The organism is Paraburkholderia sp. WC7.3g (assembly GCF_050436345.1).
Taxonomy (GTDB): domain Bacteria; phylum Pseudomonadota; class Gammaproteobacteria; order Burkholderiales; family Burkholderiaceae; genus Paraburkholderia; species Paraburkholderia podalyriae.
Genome location: NZ_JBNDMA010000002.1, coordinates 3,387,887 through 3,403,077, shown reverse-complemented (window position 1 = coordinate 3,403,077; position 15,191 = coordinate 3,387,887). Strand labels below are relative to the sequence as shown.

General features: G+C 63.6%; 13 protein-coding genes and 3 tRNA genes. 12 read left to right on the top strand and 4 right to left on the bottom strand.

What is annotated here, in order from left to right; translation table 11 throughout:
* Positions 1-12: 12 nt before the first annotated feature.
* The 7 genes from lepB (at position 13) to nagZ (ending at position 6,591) form a co-directional block, all read left to right on the top strand.
* A complete protein-coding gene (gene lepB, locus OKW43_RS27040) occupies positions 13-906 on the top strand; it encodes a signal peptidase I (protein ID WP_187634811.1) in 894 nt (297 codons plus the stop codon).
* A gap of 184 nt (positions 907-1,090) precedes the next feature.
* Positions 1,091-2,362 carry a ribonuclease III gene (gene rnc / locus OKW43_RS27035; protein ID WP_429450812.1) on the top strand — a complete coding sequence of 424 codons (1,272 nt, stop codon included), beginning with the start codon at positions 1,091-1,093 and terminating at the stop codon, positions 2,360-2,362.
* Between the two features lie 54 nt (positions 2,363-2,416).
* Positions 2,417-3,316: a GTPase Era gene (gene era, locus OKW43_RS27030; protein WP_187634813.1), complete on the top strand. Its 900-nt coding sequence runs from the start codon at positions 2,417-2,419 to the stop codon at positions 3,314-3,316.
* Positions 3,303-4,244 (top strand): DNA repair protein RecO, encoded by a 942-nt coding sequence (gene recO, locus OKW43_RS27025; protein ID WP_429450810.1) that lies wholly within the window; start codon positions 3,303-3,305, stop codon positions 4,242-4,244. The genes era and recO overlap by 14 nt, the downstream gene beginning before the upstream one ends.
* Positions 4,241-5,005 (top strand): pyridoxine 5'-phosphate synthase, encoded by a 765-nt coding sequence (pdxJ, locus tag OKW43_RS27020; protein ID WP_429450808.1) that lies wholly within the window; start codon positions 4,241-4,243, stop codon positions 5,003-5,005. Before recO ends, pdxJ begins: the two co-directional genes overlap by 4 nt.
* Before the next feature lie 24 nt (positions 5,006-5,029).
* Positions 5,030-5,497 carry a holo-ACP synthase gene (gene acpS, locus OKW43_RS27015; protein WP_429450806.1) on the top strand — a complete coding sequence of 156 codons (468 nt, stop codon included), beginning with the start codon at positions 5,030-5,032 and terminating at the stop codon, positions 5,495-5,497.
* Positions 5,498-5,562: 65 nt separating this feature from the next.
* On the top strand, positions 5,563-6,591 hold the full coding sequence (gene nagZ, locus OKW43_RS27010) for a beta-N-acetylhexosaminidase (RefSeq protein ID WP_187634817.1): 1,029 nt from the start codon (positions 5,563-5,565) through the stop codon (positions 6,589-6,591).
* A gap of 110 nt (positions 6,592-6,701) precedes the next feature.
* Here the strand turns inward: nagZ and OKW43_RS27005 are convergent, their stop codons facing one another.
* From OKW43_RS27005 to earP, 4 genes are all read right to left on the bottom strand, one after another.
* Complete coding sequence (locus OKW43_RS27005) at positions 6,702-8,084, bottom strand: sigma-54-dependent transcriptional regulator (protein ID WP_187634818.1); 1,383 nt, start codon at positions 8,082-8,084, stop codon at positions 6,702-6,704.
* 188 nt (positions 8,085-8,272) lie between these two features.
* Complete coding sequence (locus OKW43_RS27000) at positions 8,273-8,479, bottom strand: CsbD family protein (protein ID WP_187634819.1); 207 nt, start codon at positions 8,477-8,479, stop codon at positions 8,273-8,275.
* Between the two features lie 267 nt (positions 8,480-8,746).
* Positions 8,747-9,304 (bottom strand): elongation factor P, encoded by a 558-nt coding sequence (efp, locus tag OKW43_RS26995; RefSeq protein WP_187634820.1) that lies wholly within the window; start codon positions 9,302-9,304, stop codon positions 8,747-8,749.
* A 391-nt stretch (positions 9,305-9,695) separates the two neighbouring features.
* The gene (gene earP / locus OKW43_RS26990) at positions 9,696-10,889 is read right to left on the bottom strand and encodes an elongation factor P maturation arginine rhamnosyltransferase EarP (RefSeq protein WP_429450803.1); all 1,194 of its coding nucleotides are present in this window, start codon (positions 10,887-10,889) and stop codon (positions 9,696-9,698) included.
* A 254-nt stretch (positions 10,890-11,143) separates the two neighbouring features.
* Here earP and uvrC point away from each other — a divergent pair, with 254 nt between their 5' ends.
* The 5 genes from uvrC (at position 11,144) to OKW43_RS26965 (ending at position 14,756) form a co-directional block, all read left to right on the top strand.
* Positions 11,144-13,348: an excinuclease ABC subunit UvrC gene (uvrC, locus tag OKW43_RS26985; RefSeq protein WP_429450801.1), complete on the top strand. Its 2,205-nt coding sequence runs from the start codon at positions 11,144-11,146 to the stop codon at positions 13,346-13,348.
* Between the two features lie 204 nt (positions 13,349-13,552).
* On the top strand, positions 13,553-14,146 hold the full coding sequence (pgsA, locus tag OKW43_RS26980; RefSeq protein WP_187634823.1) for a CDP-diacylglycerol--glycerol-3-phosphate 3-phosphatidyltransferase: 594 nt from the start codon (positions 13,553-13,555) through the stop codon (positions 14,144-14,146).
* A gap of 195 nt (positions 14,147-14,341) precedes the next feature.
* Positions 14,342-14,417, top strand: a tRNA-Gly gene (locus OKW43_RS26975).
* 62 nt (positions 14,418-14,479) lie between these two features.
* A tRNA-Gly gene (locus OKW43_RS26970) sits at positions 14,480-14,555 on the top strand.
* Positions 14,556-14,682: 127 nt separating this feature from the next.
* A tRNA-Cys gene (locus OKW43_RS26965) sits at positions 14,683-14,756 on the top strand.
* Positions 14,757-15,191 lie beyond the last annotated feature (435 nt).

Genomic DNA, 15,191 nt, shown 5'->3' with positions numbered 1-15,191 from the left:
TAACGGAACGCTATGAATTTTGCGCTGATTCTTTTTGTGCTCGTCGTTTTGACGGGTGTCGCATGGGTCGCGGACAAGCTGGTTTTTCTGCCGAAACGGCGCCGCGAGGCGGAAGCCGCGGTCGCCGAATTCGATCGTCAGCAGGCGCGCATCGGCGAGCGTTTCGCAGATGAAAATGCCGCGCAAACGCGCGCGCGTCTGCGCGACGACAAGTTGCGCCAGCCGTGGTGGCTCGAATATACGGCGAGTTTTTTTCCGGTGATTCTGGTGGTGTTCGTCGTGCGCTCGTTCGTGGTCGAGCCGTTCAAGATCCCATCGGGCTCCATGGTGCCGACGCTGCTGGTCGGCGACTTCATCCTCGTCAATAAATTCGAATACGGTCTTCGTTTGCCGATCATCAACACGAAGGTCACGCAGGGCCGCCCGGTCCAGCGTGGCGATGTTGTGGTGTTCCGTTATCCGAAGGACGAATCGGTTGACTACATCAAACGCGTGATTGGACTGCCGGGCGACGTGATCGAGTATCAGGACAAGAAGCTGACGATCAACGGCAAGCCGGTGCCCGAAACGCCGCTGCCCGATTATCTCGACGAAGAGCGACTCGGTTATGCGAAGCAGTTCCAGGAAGATATCGACGGCCGCAAGAATGCGATTCTGAATAATCCGGCGGTGCCGCCGTTCATTGTCGGTGCGGAAGACTATCCGTATCGCGACAACTGCCAGTACAACGCGCGTGGCGTGATCTGCAAAGTGCCGCCGGACAGTTTCTTCATGATGGGCGATAACCGTGACAACAGCGCGGATAGCCGGTACTGGGGTTTTGCGCCTGAACACAATATCGTTGGCCGCGCATTTTTCATCTGGATGAACTTCAGCGATCTGCGGCGCATCGGCTCTTTCCAGTGAGTCGCGTGCATTGTCGCTTGTTGATCGCTTCTCACACGCCGCGCGAATAATCGGCATCCGGTTATCCCGGTCGCGGCGTGTTGTCATGCTACTTTAAGAAGTCGCGGTAACGTCGCTTCACTACGCTTTTTCCGCTGGCGCCCCGCGTTTCCGCCGGGTCAGGCGCCCGCGTTATACTCTGCCCATGCCCCTATCTCCGTTGGAAAGCCGTTTGCGCTACGAATTTCGCAATGCGGAATTGCTGCGCCAGGCTTTAACCCACCGCAGTCATAGCTCCACGCATAACGAACGGCTCGAATTTCTCGGCGACTCCGTTCTGAATTGCGCGGTGGCTGCGCTTTTGTTCCAACGTTTCGGCAAACTCGACGAAGGCGACCTGTCGCGCGTGCGCGCCAATCTGGTGAAACAGCAGTCGCTCTATGAGATCGCTCAGGCACTCAATATTTCGGAGGGCCTGCGGCTCGGCGAGGGCGAGTTGCGCAGCGGCGGCTTCCGCCGGCCGTCGATCCTCGCCGATACCCTCGAGGCAGTGCTCGGGGCGATCTTTCTTGACGGCGGCTTCGAGGCTGCCCAGACGGTCATCAAGCGCCTTTACGTGCCGATCCTCGACCATATCGACCCGCGCACGCTCGGCAAGGACGCAAAGACGCTGCTGCAGGAGTATCTGCAGGGCCACAAGATTGCGTTGCCTACCTATACGGTCGTCGCCACCCATGGTGCAGCGCACAATCAGCAGTTCGAAGTCGAATGCACGGTGCCGAAGCTGGACGTCAAGGTGTCCGGCTCGGGTGCGAGCCGTCGCGCGGCGGAGCAGGCGGCCGCAAAGAAGGCGCTCGACGAAGTGATGGCCGCGGCGCCAGCCGTGGTCGCGAAGTCGAAGCGCTCGAAGGGCGCGCGCGCAGCAAAAAACGCCGAGCAGGAAATCGTGCCGGGCGTGACCGGCGTGCAGGCCGCACTGGATCTGCGCACACCGGATCGCAAGAGCGCGCGCGGTGAAGGGCGCGTCGCTGCCGCGGTGGAAGCCCATGCCGACAAGCCTGTCGCGGAAAAGTCAGCGGTTGAAAGACCTGCAGCCGAGCGTGCCGCGCCGGGTGCGGCCGGTGCGCCGCTGGCCGTGATCCGTGCCGCGCATGTGGAGTACAGCGCACAGGACAAGCCGGAGCGCGCCGACAAGTCCGAGAGGGCCGACAAGGTTTCGATCCACACAGGCGAGAAACCTGCCGACAAGCCGGCCGAAAAGTCCGTCGCGGACAAAACACCCGACCTCAAAGCCGACGCACCGTCGCACGCTCGCAGCGCAGATCGTCAGCGCAGCCGCGAAACCACAACGGGCACTGCCGCATCGAGCGTTACCGCCGCGCCCGTACCGGTTGTGTCGGCGGCCCCGGCACCTGCCGAACACGAACCCGGCATTGCCGACGCGGTGCAAACGCGCGTCGCCGATGCGGGCCATTGATTGCCATCGGCGTGCGTGTCGCGCGCGCCGAACTGAACCTGCCGTAGTCCGAATATGAACGCTCCCACTTCCACTGGTTTTCGCTGCGGCATGGTCGCGATCGTCGGCCGTCCGAACGTCGGCAAGTCCACGCTGATGAACGCGCTGGTCGGCCAGAAAGTCAGTATCACGTCGCGCAAGGCACAGACCACGCGCCATCGCATCACCGGCATCCACACGCTCGAAGACGCGCAGTACATCTTCGTCGATACGCCGGGTTTCCAGACCAAACATAGCGGCGCGCTGAACCGGTCGCTGAATCGCGCTGTCACGTCGACGCTGAGCTCGGTCGACGCCATCCTGTTCGTCATCGAAGCGGGCCGCTTTGGCCCCGACGACCAGAGGGTGCTCGATCTGATCCCGGCGAAGGCGCCGACGCTGCTGATCGCGAACAAGCTCGATCGCGTGTCGGACAAGGACTCGCTGTTCCCGTTCATGCAGCAGATGAGCACGCTACGCGAGTTCAACGAGATCGTGCCGCTGTCGGCAAAAAATCCTGACGATATCAAGCGTCTGATGGCGACCGTCAAGCCGTTCCTGCCCGAAGGCGAGCCGATCTACGGAGAGGACGACCTGACCGATCGCAGCGAGCGCTTCCTTGCCGCCGAAATCCTGCGCGAGAAAGTTTTCCGCTGGACCGGCGACGAACTGCCATACACGAGCACTGTTCTGATCGACAAGTTCGAGACCGAAGGGCGGCTGCGCCGTATCTTCGCGACGATCCTCGTCGATCGCGACACGCACAAGGCGATGATCATCGGCCAGAAAGGCGCGAAGCTGAAGCAGATCAGCACCGAGGCGCGTCTCGACATGGCAAAGCTGTTCGACGGGCCGGTGTACCTCGAAACCTTCGTCAAGGTGAAGAGCGGCTGGGCCGACAACGAAGCCGGGCTTCGTGCGTATGGGTACGAATGACGGGTGGATGACGCTGAATTCGGACTCGGCTCCGGACGACCCGGAGCACGAGCCGTCGCGGCCCGCGCGTAGCGCGAGGGAATCGTCGACTGAATCAAAAAGCGCAACAAGCGCAACAAGCGCGAAAAGCCCAAAAAGCGTGAAAAGCGCACCCGCCGACGACGGCGAGCCGCGCAAAACGCCGGCGCGTCGCGCGCCGCGCACGTCCGCATCCGAATACCGGATCACCGAACAGCCCGCGTTCGTGCTGCATAGCTACCCGTATCGCGAGACCAGCCTGATCATCGACGTGCTGTCGCGCGATCACGGCCGTCTCGCGCTTGTCGCGAAGGGCGCAAAGCGCCCGCACTCCGCGTTGCGCGGCGTGCTGCAAACCTTCCAGCCGCTGTCGCTCGCGTGGTCGGGCAAGTCCGAAATGCGCACGCTGACCGGCGCCGAATGGGTCGGCGGCATGCTGCCGCTGACCGGCGACGCGCTGTTGTGTGGTTTCTACGTCAATGAACTGCTGGTGCGCTTTTGCGCGCGCGAAGACCCGCATCCTCAGTTGTTCCATCACTACGTCGTCACGCTGACGCGACTCGCGCACGATGAGCCGCCAGTGCAGGTGCTGCGCTCGTTCGAACGCGTGCTGCTACGCGAGACCGGTTACGCGATGGCCCTCGACCGCACGGTCGCGCGCAAAGCGGTGCTCGCCGACGGCCGCTACGTATTCGATCCCGAGCGCGGCGTGCGCGAGGCATCGGACGAATGGCCCGCGCAGTGGCCGGTGGTGTCGGGACAAACCTTGCTCGATATGGAAAAGGACGATTACCATCGAGCGCAGACCGTCGCGCAAAGCAAAACGCTGATGCGCTTCCTGCTCAACACCTATCTCGGCGGCGCGCCGCTTGCCACCCGCCAGATCCTGATCGACCTGCAGAACTTATGAGCTTCTTCCTGACTTCGCCGACTGTGATCGACCTTGGCGTGAACATCGACCACGTCGCCACGCTGCGCAACGCGCGCGGCACGTCCTATCCCGATCCGATCCGCGCCGCGCTGATGGCCGAAGAAGCCGGCGCCGACGCGATCACGCTGCATCTGCGTGAAGACCGGCGGCACATCGTCGATGCGGACGTTCACAAGCTGCGTCCGCTGCTGAAAACCCGCATGAATCTCGAATGCGCGGTCACGCCGGAAATGCTCGACATCGCGTGCCAGGTGCAACCGCACGACGTGTGCCTGGTGCCGGAAAAGCGCGAGGAACTGACGACAGAAGGCGGCCTCGATGTCGCCGGGCAGTTCGAGGCGGTGCGCGCCGCGTGCAAGCAACTCGCGGACGCGAACTCGCGCGTCTCGCTGTTCATCGACCCCGAGCAAACGCAGATTCGCGCCGCGCACGAAGCCGGGGCGCCGGTGATCGAACTGCACACCGGCCGTTATGCGGAAGCGCACGATCCCGTCGAACAGCAGCGCGAATACGAGCGCATCGTGCGCGCGGTCGAATTCGGCGCGACGCTCGGCCTCAAAGTGAACGCCGGCCACGGCCTGCACTACACGAACGTGCAGCAGATCGCGGCGATCGATGGCATCGTCGAACTCAACATCGGCCATGCGATCGTCGCGCACGCGATCTTCGCGGGCTGGGACAACGCGGTGCGCGAGATGAAGGCGATCATGGTCGCCGCGCGTCTCGGCGCGCGCGCGTGACGCAACCTGGCGACGGACGCACGCATGGCAATCTACGGCATCGGCACCGACATCGTTCAGGTGAGCCGCGTAGCAGCGGTGATGACTCGCACCAATGGCCGATTCGCGGAGAAAGTGCTCGGTCCCGACGAATTACGCGTGTACCACGCGCGCCACACCCGTTCGGCGGCGCGCGGTCTCGCGTTTCTCGCGACGCGCTTCTCGGCGAAAGAGGCGTTCTCGAAGGCAATCGGCCTCGGCATGCACTGGCCGATGACTTGGCGCGCGTTGCAGACGCTGAACCGGCCAAGCGGCGAGCCGATGGTGGTCGCCTCCGGCGAGCTGGCCGACTGGCTCGACGCGCGCGGCATCACGGCGCGCGTGACGATCAGTGACGAGCGTGATTACGCGGTGTCGTTCGTGATCGCCGAGACGCAGCGGCCGGGCGGGACGCAAGCCCCGGCTGAAGCGCCGGCGTCACGGGCTTGCGCTGCGCACTCCGACACCGAATAAAAACGTGAACGCGGCCGCTGCCGGTCGCGTTAGTCTTGCCTCAGTCTCCTTTCCAGCGGAATTCGATGAAAACCACACCCGGACCGGTGATGCTCGACGTAGTCGGCAAAACGCTGAACCGCGATGACAAAAGGCGTCTCGCTCACCCGATGACCGGCGGCGTGATCCTGTTCGCGCGCCACTACGAGAGCCGCGCGCAACTGATCGCGCTGACCGCTGCAATCCGCGCGATTCGCCCGGATCTGCTGATCGCCGTCGATCACGAAGGCGGCCGCGTGCAGCGCTTTCGCACCGACGGTTTCACGGTGCTGCCATCGATGGGCAAGCTCGGCGCGCTGTGGGACCAGGATGTGCTGCACGCGACCAAGGTGACGACCGCGGTCGGCTACATCCTCGCCGCGGAGCTGCGCGCGTGCGGTATCGACATGAGTTTCACGCCGGTGCTCGACCTCGATTACGGGTACTCGCAGGTCATCGGCGATCGCGCGTTTCACCGCGATCCGCGCGTGGTCGCGCTGCTCGCGAAGAGTTTGAACCACGGCCTTGCACTCGCGGGCATGAGCAACTGCGGCAAGCATTTCCCGGGGCATGGCTTCGCGCAGGCGGACTCGCACGTCGCGATGCCGGTCGACGAACGCCCGCTCGACGAGATCCTCGGCAACGACGTCGCGCCGTACGACTGGCTCGGTCTGTCGCTTGGCGCAGTGCTCCCCGCGCACGTCGTCTATCCGCGGGTCGATGCAAAACCGGCCGGCTTCTCGCGCATCTGGCTGCAGGACATCCTGCGCGGCAAGCTTGGTTTCGAAGGCGCGATTTTCAGCGACGATCTGTCGATGGAAGCCGCGCGCCAGGGCGGCACGCTGGCCGAAGGCGCGGCGGCAGCCCTCGAGGCCGGCTGCGACATGGTGCTGATCTGCAACCAGCCGCACGAAGCGGAGAAGGTGCTCGACGCGCTGCGCGTCACGCCGTCGAAGGAATCGCGGCGGCGTCTGAAGCGCATGCGGCCGCGCGGCAAGGCGCTCACCTGGGGTAAGCTGATGGCCGAGCCACGCTACGCCGAAGCGCAGAGGCTGTTGCGCAGCGCATTTGCATAAACGGAAATGACGCCTTGAAGCCATTCAAGGCGCCATTTTTTATCAGCTTCGAACGGTGCGAGCCTCCGTTGAGCTTTGCCAGGCATTCGCGGCACGCGCGACCCGAGCGCTCAGTTCAAGCGCATGCGCTGCAACTTGTTGTATAGCGTCTTCGGGCTGATTCCTAGCAACGATGCCGCGCGATGCCGGGTGCCGCCGACCGCGTCGAGCGTCGCGCGAATCAGCATTTCTTCGACGTCCGCGAGCGGCGTGCCGACCGTCACCTGCACGCGGCTGCCGTTCAGATCGCGGCCGTTCGCCGTGCCTGCCTCGTCGGCGCGCAACGACTCGACCACGTCGCCCGATGCCTGATACGCGCGCCGCACGCGTTCCTGCAGCTCTCGCAGGTTGCCCGGCCAGTCGTAAGCGAGGCATTCGCGCAGGAAGTTCGGCCCCGCCTGCTTCGCGACCTCGGACGTGCCGCGCGCGGTCTGTTCCATATTCAGTGCGTCGACGACTGCCTGCGCGATCAGCACCGGATCTTCGCCGCGCTCGCGCAGTGGCGGCAACATGACGGCGGCGGCTTCGAGGCGCAGCGCGAGGTCCTGATGCAGAGAGCCGTCCGCGACCGCCGCGCGCGGCGGCTTGCGCGTCGACGCGATCAGCCGGAAGTCGGTCACGATCTGATTGCTACCACCCACGCGCATGAAGGTCTGCGAATCGAGCGCGCGCAACAGCGCTTCCTGCTGCGTGCGCGGCAACTCGGTGATTTCGTCGATGAACAGCGTGCCGCCGCTCGCCTGTTCGAACAGGCCCGGCTCGCGCTGCTCGGCGCCACCGAACGCGCCACGTTCATGGCCGAACAGCATGCTGTCGAGCGAGCGATCGAGGCCGCCGGCGGCCGCGCCGCGGCAATCGAACGTGACGAACGGGCCTTTGCGGCGGCGGCTCATGTCGTGCAGCGTGCGCGCGGCGATCCGCTTGCCCGTCCCGGCCTCGCCGGAGATCAGCACTGCGGCTTCGGTCGGCGCGAGACGCTCGATCGTGTCGTACACGTGCTGAATGGCGCTGCTGCGGCCAAGCATCGAGCCGAAGCGCCCAAGCTGACGCAGCGACGCGCGCAGCGCCTGCACTTCCTCGGTCAGCTCATAAGGCCGCGGAATGCGCGCGAGCAGGCTGCGTAAACGCGGGATGTTGACCGGCTTCAGCAGATAATCCCAGATGCCGTGCCGCAATCCCTCGATCGCACTCTCGACCGTCGCATTGCCAGTCATCACGATCACAGGAACTGCGCCGCCCGGCGGATGCGCGGGCAGATGCTGCAACAGATCGAGGCCGCTGCCGTCCGGCAGATTCAGGTCGACGAGCACGACGTCTGGAATGAAGCGCGTCAATGCGGCGCGGGCCTCGGCGAGCGTGGTCGCGGTGTCGACGGAAAAGCCGTCGGCGGCGAGGATTGCCGACAGACCGGACAGGCTGTTGGGATCGTCTTCAACAATCAGGGCGTGTGGCATGGCGAGCGCAACTTTATGAATGGGTTAAATGCCCGGCGCGCCGCCAACGCTGATGGCGCACCGCGGGCTCTGGTGGGCTCGATGACAGGTCTATCCAAACGGTCCTGGGGCGGCGAAGAAACGACAGCCGCCGGCACCGCGCCTTGAGTCGCCCGGTGCCGGCGCCTGTAGCTCCTTCACTGGTCCTGTCAGAAATCCCGGTTGCTATCGAAAAACCGGCGCACTTCGAGTTCCGCCTGTTCACGGGTTTTGCCATAGCGTTCCTGAATCAGACCAGCGAGCTTGTCGGCCCGGCCTTCAGCCTTGGTCAACTCGTCGTCCGTCAGTTCGCCCCATGCGGCCTTCGCCTTGCCGATCATCTGTCGCCATTTGCCCTCTGCGATGTCGTTGTTCATGGTGCCTCCCTCCAGGTTGGAAAATCAGCGCTACTCGCGTAACTCTCCACCTAGCAGTGATCGTGCCAAAAGACTTTGATGAAATGGATCAAGGGCTTGCCGTGCGCGCGACGCAAAAACAGGATGTCGCGATGGCAATTTTGAGAAAGTTGCCGGTAAAGTTTTCCTAAACCATACACGGCGCGACAGAAAAGAAAAAGCGCCCAAAAATTGAGCGCTTTTTGTGCAGGCCGGCGGGCGCCGGCCAACGGGGAGGCAGACGGGCGGTTAGGCGCGGCTGCGGTACTCGTGCGTACGCGTGTCAATTTCAATCTTGTCGCCGATGTTGCAGAACAGCGGTACTTGCAGTTCGAAGCCGGTATTCAGCTTGGCGTTCTTCAGCACCTTGCCCGACGACGTATCGCCCTTAACAGCCGGTTCCGTGTAGATGATTTCGCGAACCAGCGTGGTCGGCAGTTCGACCGAGATCGCCTTGTCGTTGTAAAACACGACTTCGCAAGCCATGCCGTCTTCGAGGTAGTGCATCGCGTCGCCCATCATTTCGGCTTCGACTTCGTACTGGTTGTAGTCCGCGTCCATGAACACGTACATCGGGTCGGCGAAGTACGAGTACGTCACTTCCTTGCGCTCGAGCACGACAACGTCGAACTTGTCGTCCGCCTTGTACACGGTTTCCATGCCTGCACCGGTCAGCAGGTTCTTGAACTTCATCTTGACGACGGCGGAGTTACGGCCCGATTTGTTGTATTCGGCCTTTTGCACGACCATTGCGTCTGCGCCGATCATCACGACGTTGCCGGTGCGGAGTTCCTGTGCGGTCTTCATAAAACTGTCCTGTACGAGATAAATAGCTTAACTGTTGCTCGACGGCATACGGCGCAAGCAGCTTCGGCGTTTCGCCCACCGCCTGCCGCGCGCCGCGTGAAGCGGCCGCAGTCCGGATGCGTGAAACGGGACCGGCTCGCGGCGAAGACCCGTGGCGTGATGCCCCGGCGTTTCCACCTGTCCGTTACCTGATTTTTACCCTGCTCGGGCGTGTACACGAGTGGCGCCGATCTGCAACACCACTACATACGTCCCTTTTTTGACATTCGCGTGCCCGGCCAGAAGATTGGGAAGCGTGCTGTATTTTTCGAGGGGACCGGTCAGACGGGCTGACCACGCGGTTGTTGCTCGAATCGGGCCGCGCTTGCGTCGTCGGCCGTTGGATAACCGCTTATTTTAACTGAGTTTTTGCGAACGAGGTCAGATTTCCGGCGAGATCGCCAACTTGCGCGAGTTCGACCGCCCAGGCCGCGGCGCGCCGCTTCAGCGTCGCATAGTGGCACACAAATTCCGCCCAGTTCGGCTGACCCGCGCCGTTCCAGGCGTGCCAGAAACGTTCGAGCGCGGCGCGCGCGTTTGCGGGCAGCGTGCGAGAGTAGTGCGCGAGCGCGGCGTCGAGCTTTGGCAGATGGGCGTCATCGGCCTGCGGATAGATGTGCCAGACGAACGGCTTCACGGCCCACTGAGCGCGTACGAACGAGTCCTCGCCGCGCACGAAATTGACGTCGCTCGCCCAGAGCAGTGCGTCGTAGCCCGGCTGTTCGGTGAACGCGAGCGCGTGCGCGCTGAGGTTGCCGCGCGTCGCATGGGTGCCCGCTGCAAACGACGCTAAACCGAAAAAGCGCGCGATTGCGCCGGAAATGCGACCTTCGGGCACCAGCAGTACGATCGGGCTTGCGCTGTCGCGCCATTGGTCGAGCAGGCTGTCGATGGCCGGGTTTTCGTAAGCGAACAGCGACACGACGGTCGCGTCGGTGGGCGGCGGCGCGTGGCCGGTGGCGTTGCGCCACCAGTCGGTGCGGGCGGCTGGCGAGCTTTCGAACGCGGCTCGTGCCGCGTCAAGATCGCGCTCCTTCAGGACGCCACCGGTGCCGGGGCCGAGTCCGGGGAAAAAGAAGGTCTTGCTGAGCGCGTGGCGCGGGTGCGGCGACGGCCGCAAGTGAAAATCGGCGATCCAGTCCTCGGCGCTCAGATATTCGAGGTTGATCCACAGCGGCGCGCGCGCGCATTCAGCCATCGCCGCGATATAGACGGGCGGCAGCTCGCAGGCGAACGCCTCGATCACGACGTCGGCGACTTCGAGCGTATCGCCCGCATCGGACGGCTCGTGCCAATGCTCGATGACGATGCCGTCGAGCGTCTGCCGCGAACGCTCCAGCGCGAGCGACGGGCACAGCCGCTTGAACGCATGCAGATCGTCGACGAACACGCGCACCTGCCAGCCGTGCTCGCGCGCGAGTTGGCGCGCGAGGCGCCAGCACACGCCGACGTCGCCGTAGTTGTCGATCACCGCGCAGAAGATATCGCAGGCGATCAGGTTGGCAGGGGCGGCGGGTGATCCGGGGTCGGGCGCGACGGAGGACATGGCGGCTCGGCTGGCTCGGTGACTCCGGCGACGCGGAGCGGCTTCGAACCAACGCGGAATGTTCTAAACTGGCGATTCTAAAGCCTCGCTCGCGATCGCGCGCGCCGTTTGCCCCACACGCGGCAGCATGGCGCGACGCGCGACACGACCTCCGGTGCACGATGCCGGCCACCAGCCGGCGCAATCGGTGCGATCGGTGCGATCGGTGCAAGCGGCGAGGCAGCGCGAGACCGTCCCACCCCAATCGACCCCGCATGACCGAACCCGAAGCAGCCGACGCCCCCGACACTTTCGAGCCGAAAAAAGTGCTCGTCCAACTGCCGCATCTGCCCGGCGTCTACCGTTATTACGACACGAGCGGCGCGGTGCTCTACGTCGGCAAGGCGCGCGATCTGAAGAAGCGCGTATCGAGCTACTTCACGAAGACGCAGCTGTCGCCGCGCATCGCGATGATGGTCACGCGCATCGCGCGCGTCGAGACGACGGTCACGCGTTCCGAGGCCGAGGCGCTGCTGCTCGAAAACAACCTGATCAAGGCGCTCACGCCGCGTTATAACATCCTGTTTCGCGACGACAAGTCGTACCCGTATCTGAAGCTGACTGGCCACAAGTTTCCGCGGATGGCCTATTACCGCGGCTCGGTCGATCGCAAGAACCAGTACTTCGGCCCGTTCCCGAGCGCGTGGGCGGTGCGCGAGAGCATCCAGATCCTGCAGCGCGTGTTCCAGCTGCGCACTTGCGAAGACTCGGTGTTCAACAACCGCACGCGGCCGTGTCTGCTGCATCAGATCGGCCGCTGCACGGCGCCGTGCGTCGCGAACATCAGCGAAGAGGATTACGCGCGCGACGTCGCCAACGCATCGCGCTTTCTGCTTGGCCGTCAGGGCGAGGTGATGAAGGAGCTCGAGCAGAAGATGCATGCGTTCGCGAGCGAGCTGAAGTTCGAGCAGGCCGCCGCGGTGCGCAATCAGATGAGCTCGCTGTCGACGGTGCTGCATCAGCAGGCGATCGAAGTCGGCAGCGATAGCGACGTCGACATTCTCGCGGTGGTCGCGCTGGGCGGCCGCGTTTGCGTGAATCTCGCGATGGTGCGTGGCGGGCGGCATCTCGGCGACAAGGCGTACTTTCCCGCGCACGTGGAGAGCGCGTTGACGGCGGACGAAGGCGGGCTCGAAGAAGACGGCGATCAGAATGCCGCTTCGGCGGATGCACCGGTAGCCGCGCCGTCGGCCGAAGCGGCCAGTGCCTCGGCCGATGCGCTTGCGATCGCGCGGGACATGCCAGCGGAAGACGAAGACGCCGACACCAGTGACGAAGCTGCCGAAGCGAGCGCGGACGGACTCAGCGACGAAGGCGCCGACGGCAACGCAGAATCGGCCTTTGCTACGCAGCGCCGCCAGGGCCGCGCGCCCGGCGGCATCGAATCCGAAGTGCTCGAAGCGTTCATCGCGCAGCATTACCTCGGCAATCGGGTGCCGTCGGTGCTCGTGGTTAGCCATGCGCCCGCGCGCGAACTCGTCGATGTGCTTAGCGAGCAGGCGGGCCACAAGGTGACGGTGCTGCGTCAACCGCAAGGGCAGCGGCGCGCGTGGCTCGCGATGGCCGAGCAGAACGCGCGGCTCGCGCTCGCGCGCCTGCTCTCCGAGCAGGGCTCGCAGCAGGCGCGCACGCGCGCGCTGACCGACACGCTCGGCATGGAGTGCGACGACCTGGCGCATCTGCGCATCGAATGCTTCGACATCAGTCACACGATGGGCGAGGCGACGCAGGCGTCGTGCGTCGTTTATCACCATCACAAGATGCAGTCGTCCGAGTATCGGCGCTACAACATCACCGGTATCACGCCCGGCGACGATTACGCGGCGATGCGCCAGGTGCTCACGCGCCGCTATGAGAAGATGGTCGCGCAAGCCGCCGCGAATGCGAGCGACGAAGCCGCCGAATCGCAAAGCGACGCGGCCGCCGATCCGTCGCTCGCCGCCGATGCCGCCGAGCCGGCCGCGGCCGGCGGCGTGCTGCCGACCATCGTGCTGATCGACGGCGGCAAGGGGCAGGTGGAAATCGCGCGGCAGGTGTTCACGGAACTGGGGCTGGATACCGGCATGCTGGTCGGCGTCGCGAAGGGCGAGGGGCGCAAAGTGGGTCTCGAGACGCTGATTTTCGCGGACGGCCGCACGCCGCTCGAACTCGGCAAGGAAAGCGCCGCGCTGATGCTGGTCGCGCAGATCCGTGACGAAGCGCACCGCTTCGCGATCACCGGCATGCGCGCCAAACGCGGCAAGACGCGCCAGACCTCGCGGCTCGAAGAACTTGAAGGCGTGGGGGCGAAGCGGCGTCAGCGCCTGCTCGCGCGCTTTGGCGGCTTACGCGGCGTGGTGGCCGCGAGCGTCGAGGATCTCGCGAGCGTCGAAGGCATTTCCCAGGCGCTCGCCGAGCAGATCTACCGGCAACTGCATTGAATTTGCGGGCCGAACCGCGCTGTTTTCGGAATGACGGCTCGCCGGACCTAAGGCGTCGCACTGCGGATGCGTCGGCCGCGCGAATCACGCGCCGGGCGCGGTCCGCTTGTCGCCGCGCACGGCCATGCTCGCGCCCGCTTGCTTGTGGCAGGCCTTGTGACACGGCACAATTGCAACTCACTCGTCAGACGCTGCGCCTGCCCCATGCCGTTTAATTTTCCGATATTCCTGACCTGGCTGCGGATCGTGCTGATTCCGCTCGTCGTCGGTGTGTTCTATTTGCCTGACATGATGATGAGCCCCGCGCACCGCAATCTCGCGGCCGCGACGATCTTCATCCTGGCGGCGCTCACCGACTGGTTCGACGGTTTTCTGGCCCGCAAATGGAATCAGACCTCGGCATTCGGCGCGTTTCTCGATCCGGTCGCCGACAAGCTGATGGTGACCGCGGCGCTGCTCGTGCTCGTGCAGCTCACGCGGATCGATTCGGCGATCGCGCTCGTAATCGTCGGACGCGAAATCGCGATCTCTGCGCTGCGCGAATGGATGGCGCAGATCGGCGCGTCGAAGAGCGTCGCGGTGAACTCGCTCGGCAAATTCAAGACCGCGTGCCAGATGGTCGCAATTCCGATGCTCCTTTTCTATGGCCCGCTGCCGCTCGGTGGCGGCCTGACGGTCGATACGCGCGTATGGGGCCTGTGGCTGATCTATCTGGCCGCGTTCCTGACGATCTGGTCGATGCTGTACTACATGAAGCTCGCGTGGCCGCAGATTCGCGAGCGCAGCGGCATTGCGTGACGGTGAAAGGAAGGGCGCGTTGGCGCAAAAGTATGTTCGAACCCCATGCAACTACGAGAGAAATATTTTCTTTAAAACAGGTGGGCAAATGGGGTTGACACGTTTCAGTCGCTTCTCCATAATCTCGTTTCTCCGATGCACGCAACGCGAAACACCGGAGACGCAGTAAAGCAGTGGCAGTAAATGCACTGCAACGCGGGAATAGCTCAGTTGGTAGAGCGCAACCTTGCCAAGGTTGAGGTCGCGAGTTCGAGCCTCGTTTCCCGCTCCAGTTTTCGAAGCATCGCGTTGTTTGGCGAAGTAAAAACACAGCGGGGTGTGAAGCAGTTCAATGCGGGAGTAGCTCAGTTGGTAGAGCGCAACCTTGCCAAGGTTGAGGTCGCGAGTTCGAGCCTCGTCTCCCGCTCCATCCATCAGGGGAAGCAGCGCTTCCCTTTTTGTTTGGAAGGCCGGTCGTTCTGAACTTTCCAGAGCTTTGGTTCTTCTGGTCACTACCGGAAAATCTGCGAACCGTGTCTAGGTTCCAGTCCGCTTGCGGCGCGATAGCAAAGCGGTTATGCAGCGGCCTGCAAAGCCGTTTAGGCCGGTTCGACTCCGGCTCGCGCCTCCAGTCTTTGATGTAAAGTAAAAGCCCCGACTCGTCGGGGCTTTTCTTTTTCCGTACCTTTTTTCGTCCGACGGTGGTCACAGGTGCTGCTCGAGCTGACCGACAGAGCGCCCGCCGAATTCGCGTTGAACGAGAGCTTCCCTCGACACAATGCAGTCCACCGTTCGACGTGAGCGCAAAGCTGTCATCGTTTCTGTGCGCATCGCTTAGACTCGACGTGCTTGCCGTCAATCGCAAAATTGCTGGAAGAACCCTCCGCCGCATGCGGACGATATCAACGCGCTCGATGCCGCCCGAATGGCAGGTCTGGTTATCATTCGTTTTTTGTTGTCTTTCAGTAGCATTTTGTTTTCTTTCGAATTTGCATTGTGATTACCAGTGCGGTCAATTCGCCGTGGGATGGCACCGTTCCAGCGACGTTGATGTAAAGTGGTCGGC

What these genes read in the sequence shown, in the direction of transcription:
- lepB (WP_187634811.1), top strand. Translation starts at nt 13, where the DNA reads ATGAATTTTGCGCTGATTCTTTTTGTGCTCGTCGTTTTGACGGGTGTC.
- rnc (WP_429450812.1), top strand. Translation starts at nt 1,091, where the DNA reads ATGCCCCTATCTCCGTTGGAAAGCCGTTTGCGCTACGAATTTCGCAAT.
- era (WP_187634813.1), top strand. Translation starts at nt 2,417, where the DNA reads ATGAACGCTCCCACTTCCACTGGTTTTCGCTGCGGCATGGTCGCGATC.
- recO (WP_429450810.1), top strand. Translation starts at nt 3,303, where the DNA reads ATGGGTACGAATGACGGGTGGATGACGCTGAATTCGGACTCGGCTCCG.
- pdxJ (WP_429450808.1), top strand. Translation starts at nt 4,241, where the DNA reads ATGAGCTTCTTCCTGACTTCGCCGACTGTGATCGACCTTGGCGTGAAC.
- acpS (WP_429450806.1), top strand. Translation starts at nt 5,030, where the DNA reads ATGGCAATCTACGGCATCGGCACCGACATCGTTCAGGTGAGCCGCGTA.
- nagZ (WP_187634817.1), top strand. Translation starts at nt 5,563, where the DNA reads ATGAAAACCACACCCGGACCGGTGATGCTCGACGTAGTCGGCAAAACG.
- OKW43_RS27005 (WP_187634818.1), bottom strand. Translation starts at nt 8,084, where the DNA reads ATGCCACACGCCCTGATTGTTGAAGACGATCCCAACAGCCTGTCCGGT.
- OKW43_RS27000 (WP_187634819.1), bottom strand. Translation starts at nt 8,479, where the DNA reads ATGAACAACGACATCGCAGAGGGCAAATGGCGACAGATGATCGGCAAG.
- efp (WP_187634820.1), bottom strand. Translation starts at nt 9,304, where the DNA reads ATGAAGACCGCACAGGAACTCCGCACCGGCAACGTCGTGATGATCGGC.
- earP (WP_429450803.1), bottom strand. Translation starts at nt 10,889, where the DNA reads ATGTCCTCCGTCGCGCCCGACCCCGGATCACCCGCCGCCCCTGCCAAC.
- uvrC (WP_429450801.1), top strand. Translation starts at nt 11,144, where the DNA reads ATGACCGAACCCGAAGCAGCCGACGCCCCCGACACTTTCGAGCCGAAA.
- pgsA (WP_187634823.1), top strand. Translation starts at nt 13,553, where the DNA reads ATGCCGTTTAATTTTCCGATATTCCTGACCTGGCTGCGGATCGTGCTG.